We start from the raw sequence: 18025 nt of genomic DNA, 5'->3' as shown, positions 1-18025 counted from the left end.
GCAAGCTAAGCCTCGGGAGATAAGAGTTTGGCTACCTATGCTATTGGCGACATTCAGGGTTGTTTCGAATCTTTAAAGCGCCTATTAAAGAAAATCCATTTTAGTTTTGACAGTGACAAACTATGGATCGCCGGAGATTTAGTGCACCGTGGCGAAGACAGTCTGGGGACTTTACGCTTTCTCTATGAACACCGTTATCAAGTTACCGCGGTTCTTGGCAATCACGATCTGCATCTCTTGGCCTTGGCACATGGGGCCAAGCATCTTGCAGAGAAAGAGCAAGATCTCGCAAAGATTCTAAGGGCAAAAGATTCAGATCGTCTGTTAAGCTGGCTACAGACCCTTCCCTTAATGGTACATAAAAAGGGATACACTATGGTCCACGCCGGTATCCCCCCTATCTGGAGTATTACCAAAGCCCAAAAGCTATCTCGTGAGGTAGAGCATGCTCTCTCGAATGAAGCCATGGCAAAGGCCTTTTTTTACGGCATGTATGGTAATGAACCCCACTGCTGGGATGATCACCTAATCGGAATTGAGCGGCTTCGTTCAATTACCAACTATTTCACGCGTATGCGCCTCTGCAAGGAGGATGGCACCCTCGACCTTGTTACCAAACGTGGGCCCCAGGCATCCCATGGTGATTACAAGCCCTGGTTTAGTTTTTCTAATAGAAAGACTAAAAATGACAAAATAATTTTTGGCCACTGGGCCGCCCTTGAAGGAAGAGCCGATACCGAAAATATCTATGCTTTGGATACCGGCTGTGTATGGGGGGGATATCTAACAGCTATGCGCCTGGGAGACGAAGAGTTTTTTTGTACAGACTGCAGCCTCTGAGCCTCCACAAAACTATAAAAAATCTCAGGGGTCAATGGAGGCTACTAGAAATTTAGTTTTGTCCTTAGAGCTGTATACCTGACTTGAGGGTTTATACGCTCAACAATATCACCCCGGTGACAGTTAATAAAGGAGCTAAAATAACTCGCCCCCACTTATAAAGTGAAAGTAAAGAGAACCCCGTTATAGCAAGCATATAAATCAAAAAATGGGCCGCTGACTCCAGCCCATTTATAAAGAGAACCACCATAATCCCAGGCATGGGTATTAGGATACCTTTGTAGTACTCCTGAATAACAATTTCACCCTTTCCACAAGATTTCATCATCATCCAAAAATTAACTTCAGCCTCATCCTCCAAAATGGAATTTATTGCGTAGGTAAAAATTATTGAAGAGCCAACTACCAATAAAATACGCAAGGCAATCAAAACCTCATTAGCCGCAAACACATAACAGCAAATAGTAATTGCAAACGCGATTAGTAATCTGATGACTATACGCGATTTTTTTAATAAAACTGTCCTTGATTGTGAAAACAGAATTTGTCTATATTTGAGCCCCATTAAACACAAAAAAGAAAGCAATTGGATGGTACAGAATAAGAAAAACCAAGTCAGGTACCCTAAGATACTAAACGGCTCTCCCAAGTACACCAACACTAAGAGCGGAAGCAACCATAACGCCCAAAAAAGTGGATTGTATTTAAGCTGAACTATACATAGAGATTTAATCAAGTCTAGAGGGTGGAAGCAGCTCAGATACCACTTTAACTCCGCAGATTCAGGAGACAACAGAATTCCACAAACTGCAAAAGCAATATGCGCCACTAGAAGAATAGAGAGAGAAGTCCTTATATCTCCACCCTCTCCTGTCAAGAGCAAGCTTACAGGAAGATGAATCATCATCAATACAGGGGTTATTATTGAGGCCAGCCCAATTAAAATCCATTGATTTGCCTCAACCCAAATTCTCAACCTAAAGGCAACCCCTGCAAACAACAAGTTATTCAAAGACAGGCTCACAACATTACCTCCGTTTCTTTTTCTGAAAAAGAAACGGAATTATGACTCGCGTAAATAAGCATTCCAGAATAATCTGATAAATGCTCGATCAAAGCTCTGCTAGAGTTCTCATCCAAAGCATTGAAGGGCTCATCTAATAAAAGAACTCCATTTTCTTTAAATAAGGCACAAACTATAGCTACTTTTCTTCGCTGCCCTTCCGATAAGTCGGAAACTTTTGCACAAGAATGAATATCGCACAAAAACTCTTCTTTAAATTCTTTTAAACGGTCAGATTTTTGTATATGGCAAACAGATAGGACTTCCTCAACAGATAAATAACTTGGAAGGGTGATCGCATCAGAATACACTCCACACCTTTCTCTTCGGCTTGACCTTTTTATTTCCCCAAGTAAATTAATAGTACCTGAGGATATAGAAATTAGACCTGATATCCCGAGCAAAAAACTTGTCTTTCCGGAGCCATTCTTTCCCAATATTTTTATTATTCTGGAAGAGGCAGAGAAGGACAGATTTTCAATAACACTGTTTATTCCTCGATGAACATATAGAGCATCAACAACCAATTGATTCAAAACTTCTTCACTCCATAAAGAATAAGCTATCCTAAATAACAAAAAGTAGTGACTCCTTGCGGAGTTAATAGTTCCAGAGTTCTTAAAGAATTGGCACTAAGTAGTAGACTCCCTCCCACTACATAGCATTACAATCAGAGAAGATAGTTACTTAAGCTTCGTAACCATTTGGGTTTTGAGACTGCCAACGCCAGGTATCCTCTACCATCCGTTCCAGGCCAAGCTCAGCCTTCCAGCCAAGCTCACTCTCCGCCAGGGTTGGATCTGCATAGCATTCAGCAATATCTCCCGCTCGACGGGGTACAATTTTATAGGGTATAGACTTCCCACTAGCCGCCTCAAAAGCCCTTACTACCTCTAATACTGAATTTCCCTTGCCTGTACCAAGATTATGGGTATAGCAACCTACTGGGGTTGAGGGTTTACACAACATATTTAAAGCTGCAAGATGACCTCGAGCCAAGTCCACCACATGGATATAATCTCTGACACCAGTACCATCTACCGTAGCGTAGTCATCCCCAAAAACCTGTAGGAATGGGCGCCGACCAACAGCAACCTGGGCAACATAAGGCAGTAAATTATTAGGTATACCGCGAGGATCTTCACCAATTAAACCACTCTTATGTGCACCAATTGGATTAAAGTACCTTAAAAGACTTACCTTCCAGTCGTTACCTGGCGCTGAGCAAATATCCCTCATTATATTCTCTACCATCAGCTTGCTAGCACCATATGGGTTTGTAGCGCCAGTGGGGAAGCTTTCATGTATAGGTACCGTTTCTGGATCTCCATAGACCGTGGCTGAGGAACTGAAGATAATTTGTTTAGTATCAAACTCCTCCATCACCTCCATAAGTGCCAAGGTACCAGCCACATTATTTTGGTAATAGCGCAAAGGTTGAGCCACGGATTCACCCACTGCTTTAAGGCCTGCAAAATGAATTACTGCCTTTATCTTGTGATCAGTAAATACTTGGCGAAGCCTAGGCTTATCAGCAATATCCAGATCAAAAAAAGGTATATCCTCACCTGTGATCAGATTTACCCTGTTTAAGGCCTCACGACTGCTATTGGAGAGGTTATCCACCACTACTGGCTGTAATCCAGCCAAAAGCATCTCAACACAGGTGTGACTACCAATATAACCGGCGCCGCCAGTCACTAAAATCGCCATTTCAGTTCCTTATTAACCCACTTACTTCTTCCGGGTCGTAAGTAAAGACCAAAACTGCCATTAAATTCAACCTCTCTGAATGACAATCCAGTGCCGTAGTGAACCAAAAAGCTATGCTGGAAAAGCCGGAACCGTTTCATCGAATCCGGGGAAGGACAAGGTTAGCAACGGCGATAATGAATAGCGCTTTATGCCGGGCAACACTAAAACAAAGTAATGACTGGATAACCGCCAATCAAACACTTTGCGGAAGCCACAGAAACAACTAGTCAGTGCTCTGATTCAAAATGATAAGCAGGACGCTGGACTCTGCCCACCAGGCTACAGGGAGGTAAATTCCATGACAATTTTTAATCACTACCTGGAACGATACGAGTCAATCCAGGATGAAGAGCTCAGTATTCAAGAATACCTGGAACTCTGTAAGACAGACCGCAGTGCCTATGCGTCACCCGCTGAGAGAATGCTGATGGCCATTGGAGAGGCAGAGCTGATAGATACCTCTCGCGATCCTCGCTTATCACGTATTTTCTGTAATAAGGTTATCAAGCGCTATAAGGCTTTCGGCGAGTTCTATGGTATGGAAGAGGCAATTGAGCAAATCGTCTCCTTCTTCCGACATGCCGCTCAAGGGCTGGAAGAGAAAAAACAAATACTCTATTTATTAGGGCCTGTTGGGGGCGGTAAATCCTCACTGGCAGAACGTCTTAAAGCACTTATGGAGCAAGTGCCGATCTACGCAATCAAAGGGTCTCCGGTTTTTGAATCTCCTTTGAGTTTGTTCTCCCCCAATGAAGATGGGCGAATCCTTGAAGAAGACTATGGTATTGCCAGACGCTATGTAAATACTATCATGTCCCCTTGGGCTGTTAAGCGCCTTCATGAATTCAAAGGTGATATCAGTAAGTTTCGGGTAGTTAAGATCCGCCCATCGATTCTTGATCAGGTTGCCATCTCCAAAACTGAACCTGGCGACGAAAACAATCAGGACATCTCCTCCCTGGTTGGCAAAATTGATATCAGAAAGCTAGAGGATTTTCCTCAGAATGATCCAGATGCCTACAGCTTTTCAGGCAGTCTCTGTCGTGCCAACCAAGGGCTGATGGAATTTGTTGAGATGTTCAAGGCCCCGATCAAGGTGCTTCACCCCCTACTTACCGCAACCCAAGAGGGCAACTACAATAGCACCGAAGGACTCGGGTCTATACCATTTAATGGGACCATTCTGGCACATTCTAATGAGTCTGAATGGCAGTCCTTCCGAAATAATCGAAACAACGAGGCCTTCCTTGACAGAATTTATATTGTCAAAGTCCCCTATTGTGTTCGGGTTCAGGAAGAGATTCGAATCTATCAGAAGCTACTGGAAAATAGCTCCCTTTCAAAAGCTCCATGCGCACCTGACACCTTACGTATGCTGGCTCAATTTTCGGTGCTCTCACGCATTAAAAACCCGGAAAATTCAAGCCTCTACTCAAAAATGCGCATTTATGATGGAGAAAATCTGAAAGACACAGATCCCAAAGCCAAAACTATACAAGAGTATCGAGATAATGCCGGCGTCGATGAAGGAATGAATGGGCTGTCCACTCGCTTTGCCTTCAAAATACTCTCCAAAGTTTTTAATTTTGATGCTACAGAAGTAGCAGCCAATCCTGTGCATTTACTCTATGTCCTGGAACAACAAATAGAACAAGAACAATTCCCTCCAGAAATACAAGAAAACTATCTTGGATTCATCAAGGAATATCTCGCCCCAAGATATGTAGAATTTATTGGCAAGGAAATCCAAACCGCATATCTCGAATCTTATGCCGAGTATGGGCAAAATTTATTTGATAGGTATGTCACCTATGCAGACTTCTGGATTCAGGATCAGGAATATCGAGATCCAGAGACTGGGGAAATCCTAGACCGTGGCGCACTAAATGAAGAATTAGAGAAAACAGAAAAACCTGCAGGTATCTCTAATCCAAAAGACTTTCGCAATGAAATTGTCAACTTTGTTTTACGTGCTCGCGCCAACAATCAGGGGAAAAATCCAGATTGGCGATCCTATGAGAAATTGCGCGCTGTTATTGAGAAAAAGATGTTCTCAAACACCGAGGATCTCCTGCCAGTTATTTCCTTTAACACCAAAGCTTCTGCGGATGACAAGCGCAAGCATGCAGACTTTGTTGCCCGCATGGTAGAACGCGGCTATACAGAAAAACAGGTTCGCCTGTTATCAGAATGGTATCTCCGAGTACGTAAATCTCAGTAGCTGGATTAATTGCAATGACGGATAGAAACTTTCAAGTATCTATTCCTATTTTCCTAGATCTGAAAAACTTCGTCTATTTGGCCCCCTACAGGGGACCAAATAGACGACAAAAGCATTTCTGAATAGATTGCATGGTGGCCTTGCCAGATGGTTTTATTCAGACTAAAGGCAGAACTATGAGCTATATCATCGACCGCCGCCTAAATGGAAAAAAGAAAAGTACTGTAAATCGGCAACGCTTTTTAAGGCGCTATAAAGCCCATATAAAGAAAGCCGTGGGTGACGCTATGAACAGCCGATCCATAATGGACATGGACAAGGGTGAACGTATCAGCATTCCTACCCGAGATATCAGTGAACCCCTTTTTTCACATGGCTCAGGGGGGCATGTCGAGCGTGTTTTACCTGGCAACAAAGAATTTACCACAGGGGATCGTATTCCACGCCAGCAACCTAAAGGTGGTGATGGCAGTGGCGGAGGAGCCAGTGATAGTGGCGAGGGAGTGGATGACTTTGTCTTTCAAATTTCACAGGAAGAATTTCTCGACTTTATGTTTGAAGGGCTACAGCTACCCAACATGGTTAAACAGCGGCTCGCTGGTAATGAGTCCTTTCAAGTTGTCCGCGCTGGAATCAGTAACGAAGGCACCCCTGGTCGGCTAAATGTCATTCGCTCCTTAAGAGCAGCTCATGCTCGTCGTATCGCACTCACTAGTAGTAAAAGGCGAAATATCCGTGAACTGGAGACATCCCTAGAGTTAGAGGAACAAAAAGATACTGCTTTGCGCGATCAGCGCAAGATAGAGGCTCTGAAAGGCGAAATCGCTGAGTTGCGTCGCCGTGTTGGGCGGGTGCCATTTTTGGATGATTTTGATCTGAAATACAATCTATTAATCAAACAACCAAAACCTCGTTCGCGTGCGGTTATGTTCTGCCTTATGGACGTATCCGGCTCTATGAATCAAGCCACTAAAGACATGGCTAAGCGCTTTTTCCTCTTGCTTTATCTATTCCTGCAACGCAGTTATGAATACACAGAAGTCGTTTTTATCCGCCACCACACTAGCGCCAAGGAAGTGGATGAAGAGGAATTCTTCTACTCTCGTGAGACAGGAGGAACCATCGTATCCAGCGCTTTGAAGTTAATGAGACGGATTATGCGCGATCGATACCCGGAGAGTGAATGGAATATTTACGGCGCCCAAGCTTCAGATGGCGACAACTGGAATGATGACTCCAGCACCTGCCATCGTATCCTAATTGACGACATCATGCCCCATGTACAGTACTACTCCTACGTGGAAATAACTCCCAGAGACCACCAAGCCTTGTGGGAAGAATACGAAAGTGTACGTACCCTATTCCCAAATCACTTCGCCATGGAGCAAATTGTGGATGTGCAGGATATTTACCCTGTATTCCGTCAACTGTTCAGCCAGAAGGTGACCGCTCGATGCTAGATACATTTGCCAGCGGCAGCGATTCGCAAAAACCAGAATCAGCAAACCCTATCTCTACCACCTCAGAGTGGACATTTGAGCTGATCCAGGAATATGACCTCGCCATTGGCGCGTTGGCAGACGAATTTGGCCTGGATACCTACCCCAATCAAATTGAGGTTATCAGTTCAGAACAAATGATGGATGCCTACTCTTCGGTGGGTATGCCAGTGGGCTACAACCATTGGTCGTTTGGCAAGCAATTTATAAGTGTTGAGAATAATTATCAGCGCGGTTTAATGGGGCTCGCCTACGAAATTGTTATCAACTCCAACCCCTGCATCGCTTACCTCATGGAAGAAAACACCATGACAATGCAGGCCCTGGTGATCGCTCATGCATCCTATGGACACAATTCTTTTTTCAAGGGCAATTATCTTTTCCGCTCCTGGACGGATGCCAGTAGTATTATCGACTACCTAATCTTTGCCAAAAATTATATTTCCCGCTGTGAAGAACGCCACGGGCTTGATGAAGTCGAGGCCATTCTCGACTCCTGCCATGCCTTAATGAACTACGGCGTAGATCGCTATAAACGCCCTTACCCTATCTCCGCTATTGAAGAAGAGCGCCAGCAACAGGAGCGTGAAGAATATCGGCAACGTCAACTCAACGATCTATGGCGAACGATCCCAAAACTTGGAGAAGGCACCGAGGAAACCAATGAGAAACGTTTTCCGGAGGAACCCCAGGAGAACCTCCTTTACTTTATCGAAAAAAATGCCCCCTTACTTGAAGGTTGGCAAAGAGAATTAGTACGTATCGTGCGCAAGCTCGCACAGTATTTTTATCCACAGCGCCAAACTCAAGTCATGAACGAGGGGTGGGCCACTTTTTGGCACTACACACTGCTAACAGAACTCTACCGGCGAGGAAGAGTGACTGAAGGCTTTATGATGGAGTTCCTACAAAGTCATACGAACGTGATCTATCAGCCCAGTTTTGACAGTCCTTATTACACTGGCATCAATCCATACACCTTGGGCTTCAGTATATTCAGTGATCTCAGGCGTATCTGTGAAGAACCGACTGATGAAGATCGCCGCTGGTTCCCAGATATCGCTGGGAGCAATTGGCGAGAAACACTTCAGTTTGCCATGCGTGACTTCAAGGATGAGAGTTTTATCCTACAGTTTCTCTCACCAAAAGTGATGCGTGATATGAAACTCTTTTGTGTCAGCGACAACGATCAGGAAAATGAAATTGTTGTCAGTGCAATCCATGACGAAAGTGGTTATCGACAACTTCGGGAGAATCTCGCCGGCCAGTACAACTTGGGTAATCGAGAACCCAATATACAGGTTTACTCTGTAGATACACGAGGAGATCGTTCACTTACCTTAAATCACACCCAGCATCGCCGCCGTCCACTTGGCAAAGATACTCCGGAAGTTTTAAGGCATCTACACAGACTCTGGGGTTTTGATATACATCTAAACAGCCTCAACGGCGATGAAATTACGGCTAGCTTCCACTGCCCTGAACAGGGCCGTGATCGACAGGAAGGAGAAGAGGAGTCAATGCTGATTCCGAAACCAATCTGAATCTTTGCACGGGAGCTTTTTGTTAAAACTCCCGTGCAAACGGGGCGAATGGCCAGGAATAAATCCAGGCAGAAAACTTGGCTTAGTGATCAGCCTCTAGCAGCAACCTGGCTTTAGCAGCCAGTTCACCGCGTTCTTCACGATGTGCCAGAAGGGCATCGGCCCCCGCATCCAGCCAGCGGGCTTTATCCAGATCTTCCTCAGCAGCCACAACCAGGATACGTAGGCTGCTATACTCGCTGCGCGACCTCAAGTAATCCAGCACCTGAAAGCCCCCGTCACCAACCAATGCGGCATCGACAACCAACAGCGCCGGCTTGGCATTAGCTAATAAAACACCCGCAGAGAAACTGTCACCAGCCACTTCAATTTCACAGCCGATATTTTTCAAGGCCTGGAGGCCTGAAGAAGTCAGTTCCGGATCTGTTGTCAGCAACAGAACTTTGCGACTGGGTACCGCCAGGTCATTCGGCACTGGCATAGAGTTATCCCGCAGGAAACCCACGAAGTCCTCTACACAAATCCGATGGTCGCCACGCCCAGGAAGCTTGTAAGCCTTGAGCTGCCCCCGCTCAATCCAGCGAATCACCGTTCGGAAGTTGACTCCACAATACCGAGCCGCTTCCCCGGTGGTTAGCACATGTAGTTCGCTCATATTTATTCTCCCCAACAACTGCAATCCTTGACGAACAAGTCAATTTCAAAAGCCCCAACTCCATCCCCCGAAGCCAGGCGCGAAATTATCCTGCCCAACAGGATCGCCCCTATAAATTATGCTGTTCAATGCTGCAAAACCAGCCCGAAATTCGGTCCATGTATTTAGTTAACGAACAGAGATACAACCCCCTCAAAAAATACTAAAAGATATAGTTGACAGGTATGACAGGTCACATAGAATGACTACAGATTTAGCGGTACCAGTGTGTCGCCAGATCCTCTCCAGCGGGTATGGCCGGTAAGTCAGTGATCCCGCTATTGGCAATTAGATGTTTGCTAAGCGAATACCCTAAGACCCTGGGCCCCCTTGTTTTTTCGGGGCCTTTTTTTTATCTTGCCAAAACCTCTGACTCTCCTTCCCTGCATTCTTATCCAGCAGCACCCCTGCGGACATTGCCGGAATAAATGGACTTATGGCAGTACAATCACCTACCGAATTAATGATATCTCCAGCTCTGGAGAACAATTTTTGAAGATCTACCTTGTTGGCGGCGCAGTGCGCGACAGACTGTTGAATCGTCCAGTCACCGAGCGTGACTGGGTAGTGGTTGGGGCAGATGCAGATAGAATGCAGGACCTCGGATACAGCCCAGTCGGCAAAGATTTTCCAGTATTCCTACACCCTGAGACCGGTGAAGAATACGCGCTCGCTCGCACCGAAAGAAAGAGCGGACACGGCTATGGCGGTTTTACCGTTAACGCCGATGCCAATATCACCCTGGAAGAGGATCTCCTGCGGCGAGATCTCACTATTAATGCCATTGCAGAAGACAGCGACGGCAATCTAATTGACCCCTACGGAGGGCAGGAAGATCTTGGAGCTCGGCTATTGCGCCATGTTTCCCCTGCTTTTGCAGAAGACCCGCTAAGAGTTCTGCGAGTGGCCCGCTTTGCCGCCCGCTACCATCACCTTGGCTTTAGCGTTGCCCCTGAAACCATGATACTCATGCGCCAGATGGTAGAAGCGGGTGAAGTGGAATATCTGGTGGCCGAGAGGGTCTGGAAAGAGGTAAGCCGGGCACTTACCGAGCCAGACCCCGATATTTTTATTCGGGTACTGCGAGACTGCGGCGCCCTATCAGTACTTTTACCAGAGTTAGAGAATTTGTTTGGTGTTCCCCAGCCGCCCAAACACCACCCCGAAGTGGACACTGGAGAACACGTACTGCTAGCCCTGCGCGCCGCACCGGCAGAGCTCCCCTTGCGTTTTGCAGTACTGCTACACGACCTGGGCAAAGGACTGACTCCCGAGGAGATTCTCCCCAGCCACCACGGACACGAGGCCGCAGGCGTGCCCCTGGTAAAGGCCGTCTGTGAGCGCTGGCGTACCCCAAAAGACCTGGCTGCACTAGCTGTCGGGGTCTGCGAATATCACCTGCACTGCCACAGAGCCTTCGAATTGCGCCCACAGACCATTATGAAAATGATCCGCAGTCTGGATGCCTTGCGACGTCCCGAGCGATTTGAAAACTTTCTTCGCGCCTGTGAGGCAGATGCCCGAGGTCGTGAGGGGCTGGAGAATCGAGATTATCCACAGGTGAACTTTTTGCGCGCCGCTCGAGATGGGGCAGCGGCAGTAACTGCCGAGGAGTTGATTAAACAGGGCTTCCAGGGTGCGAAACTCGGGCAAGCACTGGACCGGGAGCGCATCAAGGCAATCGCCAAAGTAAAGGATAACTACATTGCGTAATGTGCTGATTACCGGTGCCGCTGCACGCTTGGGCCGTGCTATTGCTGTGGAGCTGCATAGAGATCACAGAGTTGTTATTCACTATCGCAACTCGGCTGATGCTGCCAAGGCCCTGGCAAACGAGCTGAACCAACTTCGCCCCAACTCTGCCATAGCGTTGCACAGTGAATTGAATAGCGCCGAAGCCTGTTCCAATCTGGCCCAGCGCGCACAAGAGGCCTGGAGCGGTATTGATATTCTGATCAACAATGCCTCAGCATTTCACCCCACACCTGTGGGAAAGGCGACCGAGGAGGACTGGGATCGGCTGGTAGGCAGTAACCTCAAAGCCCCTTTCTTTCTCACTCAGGCCCTGAAAGAAACACTCAGCCAACAACAGGGTTGCGTTGTTAATATGGCGGATATTCACGCCGAGCGCCCGATGCCCGAGCACACTATTTACTGCGCCGCCAAGGCTGGGCTGGTAATGCTGACAAAAAGCCTCGCTCTGGAGCTGTCTCCCCAGGTCCGGGTCAATGCAGTCGCCCCCGGTGCCATTCTTTGGCCAGAGCAAGAGGCAACTAACGAAGCCAAGAAAGCAAAAATCACCCAGCGCATTCCTTTGGCCCGAACCGGTGACCCCAGCGATATCGCCAAGACCGTGCGCTTCCTTGTCTGTGATGCCCCCTATATCAACGGTCAGATTATTGCCGTTGACGGCGGCCGCAACCTCAATATCTAAAACAGTTCAACAACGGGGCTTCACTTCAATTTCACCGGCACTCTGTCAGAATGTTTTTCAACTTCTTCTGCCACAAGAGATTTGCCGGTGCGCTCACTGAAGATATTGCTGATTGAAGATAACCCCACTATCGCCCGCCAGCTTGCCGAATTCCTACATGCTGAGGGCTGGCAGATAGATTATGCCCACCGGGGTCACCAGGGCTTACAGCTGGCCCTGGAACAAATCTTCGACCTGATCATTCTCGACCTGGGCCTGCCGGATATAGACGGTTTGGAGGTCTGTGAAAAGATCAAGGCACAAGCGCCAGTTAACATGCCAATTCTGATGTTAACTGCCCGCGATGCTCTCGCAGATAAAGAACGCGGATTTGGTATCGGTGCCGATGACTACTTATGTAAGCCCTTCGAACCAAGAGAACTGATACTGAGATGCCGCGCCCTGGCACGTAGACACCAGCTGCATACCAGTGAAGAAATTAAGGTCGGTGATTTACAGATAAACCAGCGCCAGCAAACCGCCTACCGGAATAAACAACCTCTGCCCCTGACAACTATCGGTTTTCGCATTCTCACTATGCTCGCCCAGGCGTCGCCAGCACCAGTAAGCCGCTCAGCAATAATCCACCATATTTGGGGTGATGAACCCCCAGAAACAGACGCCTTAAAATCCCACATTTATAGTCTTCGCCAAACACTGGATAAGCCTTTCCAGGCCCCTATGTTGAAAACCATCACCAATCTCGGTTATCAGTTGGAAACTCCCAATGCGCGAAACCAGTAATTTACAGAGGAAGGTCTTCGCTATTTTTGGCAGTTTTACCCTGCTGCTATGCTTGGTGTTTTTTGCCATTTGTATGATGGTGGCCTATGTAGTTGAAGACCATTTACTCGATAACTTATTGGCCGGAGAAGTCCGCTATCTCGAACAGCAGGCAAGACTGACTAATGCGACCCCAGAGCCACGCCTACCCTATTTAACGCTATACACTGAAAGCAAAATAATACCGGCCGAACTGCGCACTGCCTTACCAAGCTATGCAGAAAAGGCTGAGTGGTTTAGTGATACTGAACATCACTTCCATTTACGCAGAGTACATTTTCCGGACAAACATTCCGCCATTCTCGTAGCTGAAGTCAGTGAATTGCTCACTGTTACGCAACAATCTTCAAAACTTCTCTGGCTCTTTGCCAGCGCCTGTATCTTGACCCTACTCTTAGCCCTCTATTGTGCTTTTCGTATTTCCCGTAAAACCATCGCGCCTGTAGTAACCCTCGCTAAAGCAGTTCAGCAGCAGAGAAACTGCGATTCTCAAATTTCCCTGCCCTATAACAATGAACAAGATGAAATCGGTTATCTCGCAAGTACGTTGCAAGATACACTTAACCAGCTCAAGCTAACATTGCGCAGGGAAACTGAGTTTACCAGGGATACAAGCCATGAGTTGCGCACCGGGCTAACCATTCTGAAAAGCACACTGGCTCTCAGTCAAAATCGGGAAATGACTTTAGCTGAGAAAAATGAGCTATTAGAAACTGTTATCGGTATGGAAAAAACCGTTAAGACACTATTAGCCCTCGCCCGCTCTGAGTCTCTACAGTCGGAAGATATCCCATTGCGCGCTTTAATAGAGGAACGCCTTTTAGCTCAACACCAGTTAATTGTACAAAAGCACTTTAATGTTGATTTAAAGTTAGGGCACAAAGTCAGAGTCCTGGCCAATCGACACCTAGTAAGTCTGCTCTTCGACAACTTGATCAGCAATGCATTACAGCACGCTACCAGCCCTGAATTGGTTATTACCTATAAGGGGGACACACTCTTTTTTGAGAACGCCACAGACAACCAATTAGATCTAGAAACCTCCCTCTTACCCGGCCAAAAAAGGGAAGGCAGTGACGGCATTGGTCAAGGCCTTTTCCTGGCCAAGAGAATCTGTGAAGCCTTAAATTGGACCATCTCAATCCAATGTCGAAACAATATTTATCAGTGCGCTCTGTTTTTTACACAGTAGCGTTCTAAGATTCAAATTTTTACCGTATGCGCTCGAGATGCACAGTGAATCAGCATCCATACCTTATACGATCTCGAGCGCAGCTTTTTCTTTCTTCCTAAATAGCAATTGCAATCTCACCTGAATTTCACCTTCCATCCCTTATTCTCCTACGAACTCACTAGAAGATTTTCCGTCTGCTACTGCAATTTTGGAGATTAATATGTTGAAGAAAATTGTTATTTCCCTGGCTCTGACTTTGTCCGTATTTTTTGGTTTTATTATTTGGATTAAGGGCCTAATTCCACCCCAAGAGCAGGACTTTTCCACTACGACAGTAAGTGACCTGCCGTATTTACAACAATTACCCAGGGAAAGCCGAGGAAAAATCTTAGCTGTTGTCACCAGTACTGAAACGATGGGAGATAGTGGCAAGGCGACTGGTTATGAATTAACTGAACTGGCACGCCCCTATTACATCTTTTCAGCCAACGGATTTATTGTCGATATTGCCAGTCCCAAAGGCGGCAAACCGCCTGCGGTGATCGATAAAGATGATCTGGGGCCTTTCGACTATGCCTTTCTCAATGACCCGGAGGCACAACAAAAGGTCAACAACAGTATTCCTATCGATCAAGTATCAGCAGAGGATTACCAGGCCGTATTTTTTGTCGGCGGTAAAGGCACCATGTTCGATTTCCCCGACAATCCCCATATCCAGTCCCTGGTGCGGGAAATCTATAACAGCGGCAAAATTATCGGAGCGGTATGCCACGGGCCAGCAGCCCTTACCAATGTCACCCTGGATAATGGCGAGCCCTTAATCGCCGATCGGCAGATCAGTGCTTTTACTAACGAAGAGGAGCTTTTTCTTATTCCTGACGCCGAGCAACGATTTCCATTCCTGCTTGAGGATCGATTACGTGAGCAAGGCGCGTTTTTTCAGGCTGGGCCCACTTACCTGGAACAAGTCAGTGTGGATGGCCAGCTTATTACCGGGCAAAACCCCTGGTCCACCTGGCTAGCGGCTGAGAGTATGGTAAACGCGATGGGCTATACCCCTGTTCCACGCCAAATCACTCCGGCGGAGCAGACCGTCAAATTACTACTCACTTATGAGCAGCATGGCTTTACCGAGGCCACAGAGAAATTACAAAAGCTTCAGGAGAAAGGGAAAATAGACCAGCGTCTACTGGCCATGCACGGCGTTGTCTCTGTTATGCGCTGGGAGCCGGGCAGGGCTCTGGACATAATCAGACTGCTGTCCAATAGCCAGGATTGATAGAGCCTCTCAAGAAGCCAGCTAGCCAGCCTGCTCTAGGGGCTGGCCATTTTCATCCACAAATAATACATCGCGAATACTGAGTTTTTGTCCCTGGGCATTCTGTACAGCCACTTCGGAGATAGGCTCACCACTGTTTTTATCGACCAGGTGCATCCCATCTTTATTGCCATTCCAGCGCAGATTCCACTGGCGCAGGGCGATTACCACCGTAAACAGGTCCCGACCTTTTTCCGTTAAGCGGTACTCGTAGCGAGTGCCGTGTTCACCCGCATCAAAGCGAACTAGCACCTCGTTATTCACCAGACGTGATAACCGATCCACATGGATATTTTTGGCAATTCCCAAATTTCTTTGGAAATCCACAAAACGGCGGGTACCCAGCATCGCCTGCTTAATTATCAGCAGGGACCACCAGTCCCCCACCTCATTCAGGGCGCAAGCCAGGGAGCAATCAAGATCATCAAAGCGTTTACGTGACATACCCTCATTATACCGGCAAAAGAGTTGCAATACGAAACCAGATATTGAACTCAACCTTAAAATAAGGCCTTATAACGCAACCGTTTTAATTGTGACCTTGTGGGACCAGTGAGTCCCAGTGTTGAATCGAGCAATTCAGGAGAGAAATATGAGTGGTTCCCTGGACAACCTACTGCGTCCTTTCGAGCATAAATCCCTAAAGCTACGCAACCGGGTCGCAATGGCCCCCATGACCCGCACTATGTCACCAGGCTATTCAGCCAATGACCAAGTGGCCGGCTATTATCGCCGCCGAGCTGAAGGTGAAGTGGGACTGATTATTACCGAAGGCACCTTCGTTAATCATAAAGCCGCAAACGGCTACGAGAATGTTCCGGCAATCTACGGTGAGGCCGCTCTCGCTGGCTGGAAAAAAGTGGTAGACGAAGTACACGCTGCCGGTGGCCAGATTATCCCGCAGTTATGGCACGTAGGCTCCGTGCGCAAAGAGGGCATAGGCCCGGATAAATCAGTGCCCGGCTACTCCCCCTCAGGCCTGTTCAAACCCGGCAAGCCCAATGGCCAGGCGATGAGCAAAGAGGACATCCAGGAAGTTATAAAAGCTTTTGCGGACGCGGCGAAAGCAGCCAAGGAAATTGGATTTGACGGCGTAGAGATCCACGGCGCCCACGGCTATCTGATCGACCAGTTTTTCTGGGAAGGTACCAACCAACGCGATGACGAGTACGGTGGCTCCATCGAAAATCGCACCCGCTTTGCAGTAGAAATTATCAAAGCGGTACGTGAAGCCGTAGGCGAAGATTTCGCCATAGTGCTGCGCTACTCCCAGTGGAAGCAGCAGGATTACGAAGCCAAGTTGGCGCAAAACCCTGAAGAACTGAAACGCTTCCTAACACCGCTAGCTGAAGCTGGCGTTGATATTTTCCACGCCTCTACAAGACGCTTCTGGGTGCCAGAATTTGAGGGTTCTGATCTCAACCTGGCAGGCTGGACCAAGGAATTGACGGGAAAACCGGTAATTTCTGTCGGCAGTGTCGGCCTCGACGATGATTTTATCGGCGGCAATAACCAGGGCATGGGCGGCACTGCCAATCCTACCGATTTAGCCGAACTGACCCGCCGTATGGACAACCAGGAGTTCGACCTGATTGCCGTTGGCCGCGCGCTATTACAAGACCCACATTGGTTCGCCAAGGTGCGTGAAGATCGCGCGGAGGAAATCACTCCGTTCACCAAAGAGGCGCTAATGAGCCTAAGTTAATTATTCCTAACAAAAAAGCAGCCTCAAAGGGCTGCTTTTTTATCTACATTTTTTAAAAAATTATTGGAATCACGGCCAAATAAATTCTACCGGCCACAATTTTTGTGAAGCCTGGTCGTACTCATTCCACAGCTGACGGTAAGTTTTCAATTCGACCGGATGCAATACTTCCGGAGCAATCTCTGCCAGAGGCTGTAAAACAAAGGCATTTTTTACAATCTCACCTCTAGGCAATTTTACCCCGTCGATAGTCCCTGTAAGTTGATCATAGGTAAGAATATCAATATCCAGGGTGCGCGCACTGAATTTAGGTCCAGAGCGCAGGCGGCCGTTGGCATCTTCGATACCACGCAGACACAGGGCCAGCTGTCCTACCGGCAGGTCAGTTTGTAGTCCCACCACCAGATTGTAAAAATTATCCCCAGGGAATCCTACCGCTTCGCTCTCGAAAACCTGGGACACCTTCAAGTCGCCAAACTGTCCTGCAAGGGCATCCAGCGCTGCGCGGATATATTGCGCGCGATTGATATTACTGCCGAGGCTGAGATACACCTGAGCCACGTTTACACTCCCGCAGACATCGCTGCTGCACCTTTTGCTGGCCTTTCGCCACGCTCAATAATGACACCCACATCCCTGGACCCTCGGACCGCACCCGGCTTGGACAAACGCAGTCGCAGCCAGCTTACGGAAAACTCTTCCCTGACAATTGCCGCAGCCTGTTCCGCCATAGTTTCCACCAGCAGGAACTCGCTGCTTTCAATAAAAGCGATCAAGCGCTTGGCTACCGCCTTATAGTTAAGTGTGTGCTCGATATTGTCTGTACGCGCCGCCTCGCTGATATCGAAAGCCATTTCTATATCAAGGCTGACAGTCTGGCGTACTTCCCGCTCCCACTCGTAAATACCGATAATGGTATTCACCTTTAAATCCCGTATATAAACAATATCCATTTA

The 18025-nt window shown here is 47.5% G+C and carries 17 protein-coding genes; 10 read left to right on the top strand and 7 right to left on the bottom strand.

Annotation, left to right across the window (positions count from 1 at the left end):
- Positions 1-27: 27 nt before the first annotated feature.
- Positions 28-840 (top strand): symmetrical bis(5'-nucleosyl)-tetraphosphatase, encoded by an 813-nt coding sequence (locus tag ACJJJA_RS03260; RefSeq protein WP_444883638.1) that lies wholly within the window; start codon positions 28-30, stop codon positions 838-840.
- A 91-nt stretch (positions 841-931) separates the two neighbouring features.
- Here the strand turns inward: ACJJJA_RS03260 and ACJJJA_RS03255 are convergent, their stop codons facing one another.
- From ACJJJA_RS03255 to galE, 3 genes are all read right to left on the bottom strand, one after another.
- On the bottom strand, positions 932-1864 hold the full coding sequence (locus ACJJJA_RS03255) for a hypothetical protein (RefSeq protein WP_444903730.1): 933 nt from the start codon (positions 1862-1864) through the stop codon (positions 932-934).
- The gene (locus ACJJJA_RS03250) at positions 1861-2481 is read right to left on the bottom strand and encodes an ABC transporter ATP-binding protein (RefSeq protein WP_444887918.1); all 621 of its coding nucleotides are present in this window, start codon (positions 2479-2481) and stop codon (positions 1861-1863) included. Before ACJJJA_RS03250 ends, ACJJJA_RS03255 begins: the two co-directional genes overlap by 4 nt.
- A gap of 109 nt (positions 2482-2590) precedes the next feature.
- Entirely contained in the window at positions 2591-3616 is a 1026-nt protein-coding gene (gene galE / locus ACJJJA_RS03245) for a UDP-glucose 4-epimerase GalE (RefSeq protein WP_444903729.1), read from the bottom strand.
- A gap of 340 nt (positions 3617-3956) precedes the next feature.
- Between galE and ACJJJA_RS03240 the strand changes: the two genes are divergently transcribed.
- The 3 genes from ACJJJA_RS03240 (at position 3957) to ACJJJA_RS03230 (ending at position 8922) form a co-directional block, all read left to right on the top strand.
- Positions 3957-5879 carry a PrkA family serine protein kinase gene (locus ACJJJA_RS03240; protein WP_252084352.1) on the top strand — a complete coding sequence of 641 codons (1923 nt, stop codon included), beginning with the start codon at positions 3957-3959 and terminating at the stop codon, positions 5877-5879.
- A gap of 176 nt (positions 5880-6055) precedes the next feature.
- A complete protein-coding gene (locus tag ACJJJA_RS03235) occupies positions 6056-7339 on the top strand; it encodes a YeaH/YhbH family protein (RefSeq protein ID WP_444887916.1) in 1284 nt (427 codons plus the stop codon).
- A complete protein-coding gene (locus ACJJJA_RS03230) occupies positions 7333-8922 on the top strand; it encodes a SpoVR family protein (RefSeq protein WP_444887915.1) in 1590 nt (529 codons plus the stop codon). Before ACJJJA_RS03235 ends, ACJJJA_RS03230 begins: the two co-directional genes overlap by 7 nt.
- An 82-nt stretch (positions 8923-9004) precedes the next feature.
- Here the strand turns inward: ACJJJA_RS03230 and ACJJJA_RS03225 are convergent, their stop codons facing one another.
- Positions 9005-9577 (bottom strand): helix-turn-helix domain-containing protein, encoded by a 573-nt coding sequence (locus tag ACJJJA_RS03225; RefSeq protein WP_444883633.1) that lies wholly within the window; start codon positions 9575-9577, stop codon positions 9005-9007.
- Positions 9578-10108: 531 nt separating this feature from the next.
- Between ACJJJA_RS03225 and ACJJJA_RS03220 the strand changes: the two genes are divergently transcribed.
- The 5 genes from ACJJJA_RS03220 (at position 10109) to ACJJJA_RS03200 (ending at position 15325) form a co-directional block, all read left to right on the top strand.
- On the top strand, positions 10109-11329 hold the full coding sequence (locus ACJJJA_RS03220) for a multifunctional CCA addition/repair protein (protein WP_444887914.1): 1221 nt from the start codon (positions 10109-10111) through the stop codon (positions 11327-11329).
- Entirely contained in the window at positions 11322-12050 is a 729-nt protein-coding gene (locus ACJJJA_RS03215; protein ID WP_444887913.1) for a pteridine reductase, read from the top strand. Before ACJJJA_RS03220 ends, ACJJJA_RS03215 begins: the two co-directional genes overlap by 8 nt.
- An 87-nt stretch (positions 12051-12137) precedes the next feature.
- Positions 12138-12833, top strand: a complete 696-nt coding sequence (locus ACJJJA_RS03210; RefSeq protein ID WP_444887912.1) for a response regulator transcription factor — start codon at positions 12138-12140, stop codon at positions 12831-12833.
- Entirely contained in the window at positions 12817-14064 is a 1248-nt protein-coding gene (locus tag ACJJJA_RS03205; protein ID WP_444887911.1) for a sensor histidine kinase, read from the top strand. The genes ACJJJA_RS03210 and ACJJJA_RS03205 overlap by 17 nt, the downstream gene beginning before the upstream one ends.
- Before the next feature lie 202 nt (positions 14065-14266).
- Complete coding sequence (locus ACJJJA_RS03200) at positions 14267-15325, top strand: type 1 glutamine amidotransferase domain-containing protein (protein ID WP_444903728.1); 1059 nt, start codon at positions 14267-14269, stop codon at positions 15323-15325.
- A gap of 21 nt (positions 15326-15346) precedes the next feature.
- Here ACJJJA_RS03200 and ACJJJA_RS03195 read toward each other — a convergent pair whose 3' ends face one another.
- Positions 15347-15808, bottom strand: a complete 462-nt coding sequence (locus ACJJJA_RS03195; protein ID WP_444903727.1) for a winged helix-turn-helix transcriptional regulator — start codon at positions 15806-15808, stop codon at positions 15347-15349.
- A 148-nt stretch (positions 15809-15956) separates the two neighbouring features.
- On the opposite strand from ACJJJA_RS03195, the gene ACJJJA_RS03190 reads away from it, so the two are divergent.
- Positions 15957-17069: an NADH:flavin oxidoreductase gene (locus tag ACJJJA_RS03190; protein ID WP_444887908.1), complete on the top strand. Its 1113-nt coding sequence runs from the start codon at positions 15957-15959 to the stop codon at positions 17067-17069.
- Between the two features lie 69 nt (positions 17070-17138).
- Here the strand turns inward: ACJJJA_RS03190 and folK are convergent, their stop codons facing one another.
- Both folK and folB read right to left on the bottom strand, forming a co-directional pair.
- Positions 17139-17630, bottom strand: coding sequence for a 2-amino-4-hydroxy-6-hydroxymethyldihydropteridine diphosphokinase (gene folK, locus ACJJJA_RS03185; RefSeq protein WP_444887907.1), 492 nt, complete (start codon positions 17628-17630; stop codon positions 17139-17141).
- Between the two features lie 2 nt (positions 17631-17632).
- Positions 17633-18022: a dihydroneopterin aldolase gene (gene folB / locus ACJJJA_RS03180; RefSeq protein ID WP_444887906.1), complete on the bottom strand. Its 390-nt coding sequence runs from the start codon at positions 18020-18022 to the stop codon at positions 17633-17635.
- Between the last annotated feature and the right edge of the window lie 3 nt (positions 18023-18025).

It is taken from the genome of Microbulbifer mixtoriginis (SeqCode), assembly GCF_052466865.1.
Note: the sequence above shows the minus strand (reverse complement) of the source record. Positions and strands in the feature narration are given on the sequence as shown.

Coding starts and splice junctions, on each gene's coding strand:
- ACJJJA_RS03235 (WP_444887916.1), top strand. CDS start 6,056: ATGAGCTATATCATCGACCGCCGCCTAAATGGAAAAAAGAAAAGTACT.
- ACJJJA_RS03195 (WP_444903727.1), bottom strand. CDS start 15,808: ATGTCACGTAAACGCTTTGATGATCTTGATTGCTCCCTGGCTTGCGCC.
- ACJJJA_RS03190 (WP_444887908.1), top strand. CDS start 15,957: ATGAGTGGTTCCCTGGACAACCTACTGCGTCCTTTCGAGCATAAATCC.
- ACJJJA_RS03240 (WP_252084352.1), top strand. CDS start 3,957: ATGACAATTTTTAATCACTACCTGGAACGATACGAGTCAATCCAGGAT.
- ACJJJA_RS03230 (WP_444887915.1), top strand. CDS start 7,333: ATGCTAGATACATTTGCCAGCGGCAGCGATTCGCAAAAACCAGAATCA.
- galE (WP_444903729.1), bottom strand. CDS start 3,616: ATGGCGATTTTAGTGACTGGCGGCGCCGGTTATATTGGTAGTCACACC.
- folB (WP_444887906.1), bottom strand. CDS start 18,022: ATGGATATTGTTTATATACGGGATTTAAAGGTGAATACCATTATCGGT.
- ACJJJA_RS03200 (WP_444903728.1), top strand. CDS start 14,267: ATGTTGAAGAAAATTGTTATTTCCCTGGCTCTGACTTTGTCCGTATTT.
- ACJJJA_RS03225 (WP_444883633.1), bottom strand. CDS start 9,577: ATGAGCGAACTACATGTGCTAACCACCGGGGAAGCGGCTCGGTATTGT.
- ACJJJA_RS03205 (WP_444887911.1), top strand. CDS start 12,817: ATGCGCGAAACCAGTAATTTACAGAGGAAGGTCTTCGCTATTTTTGGC.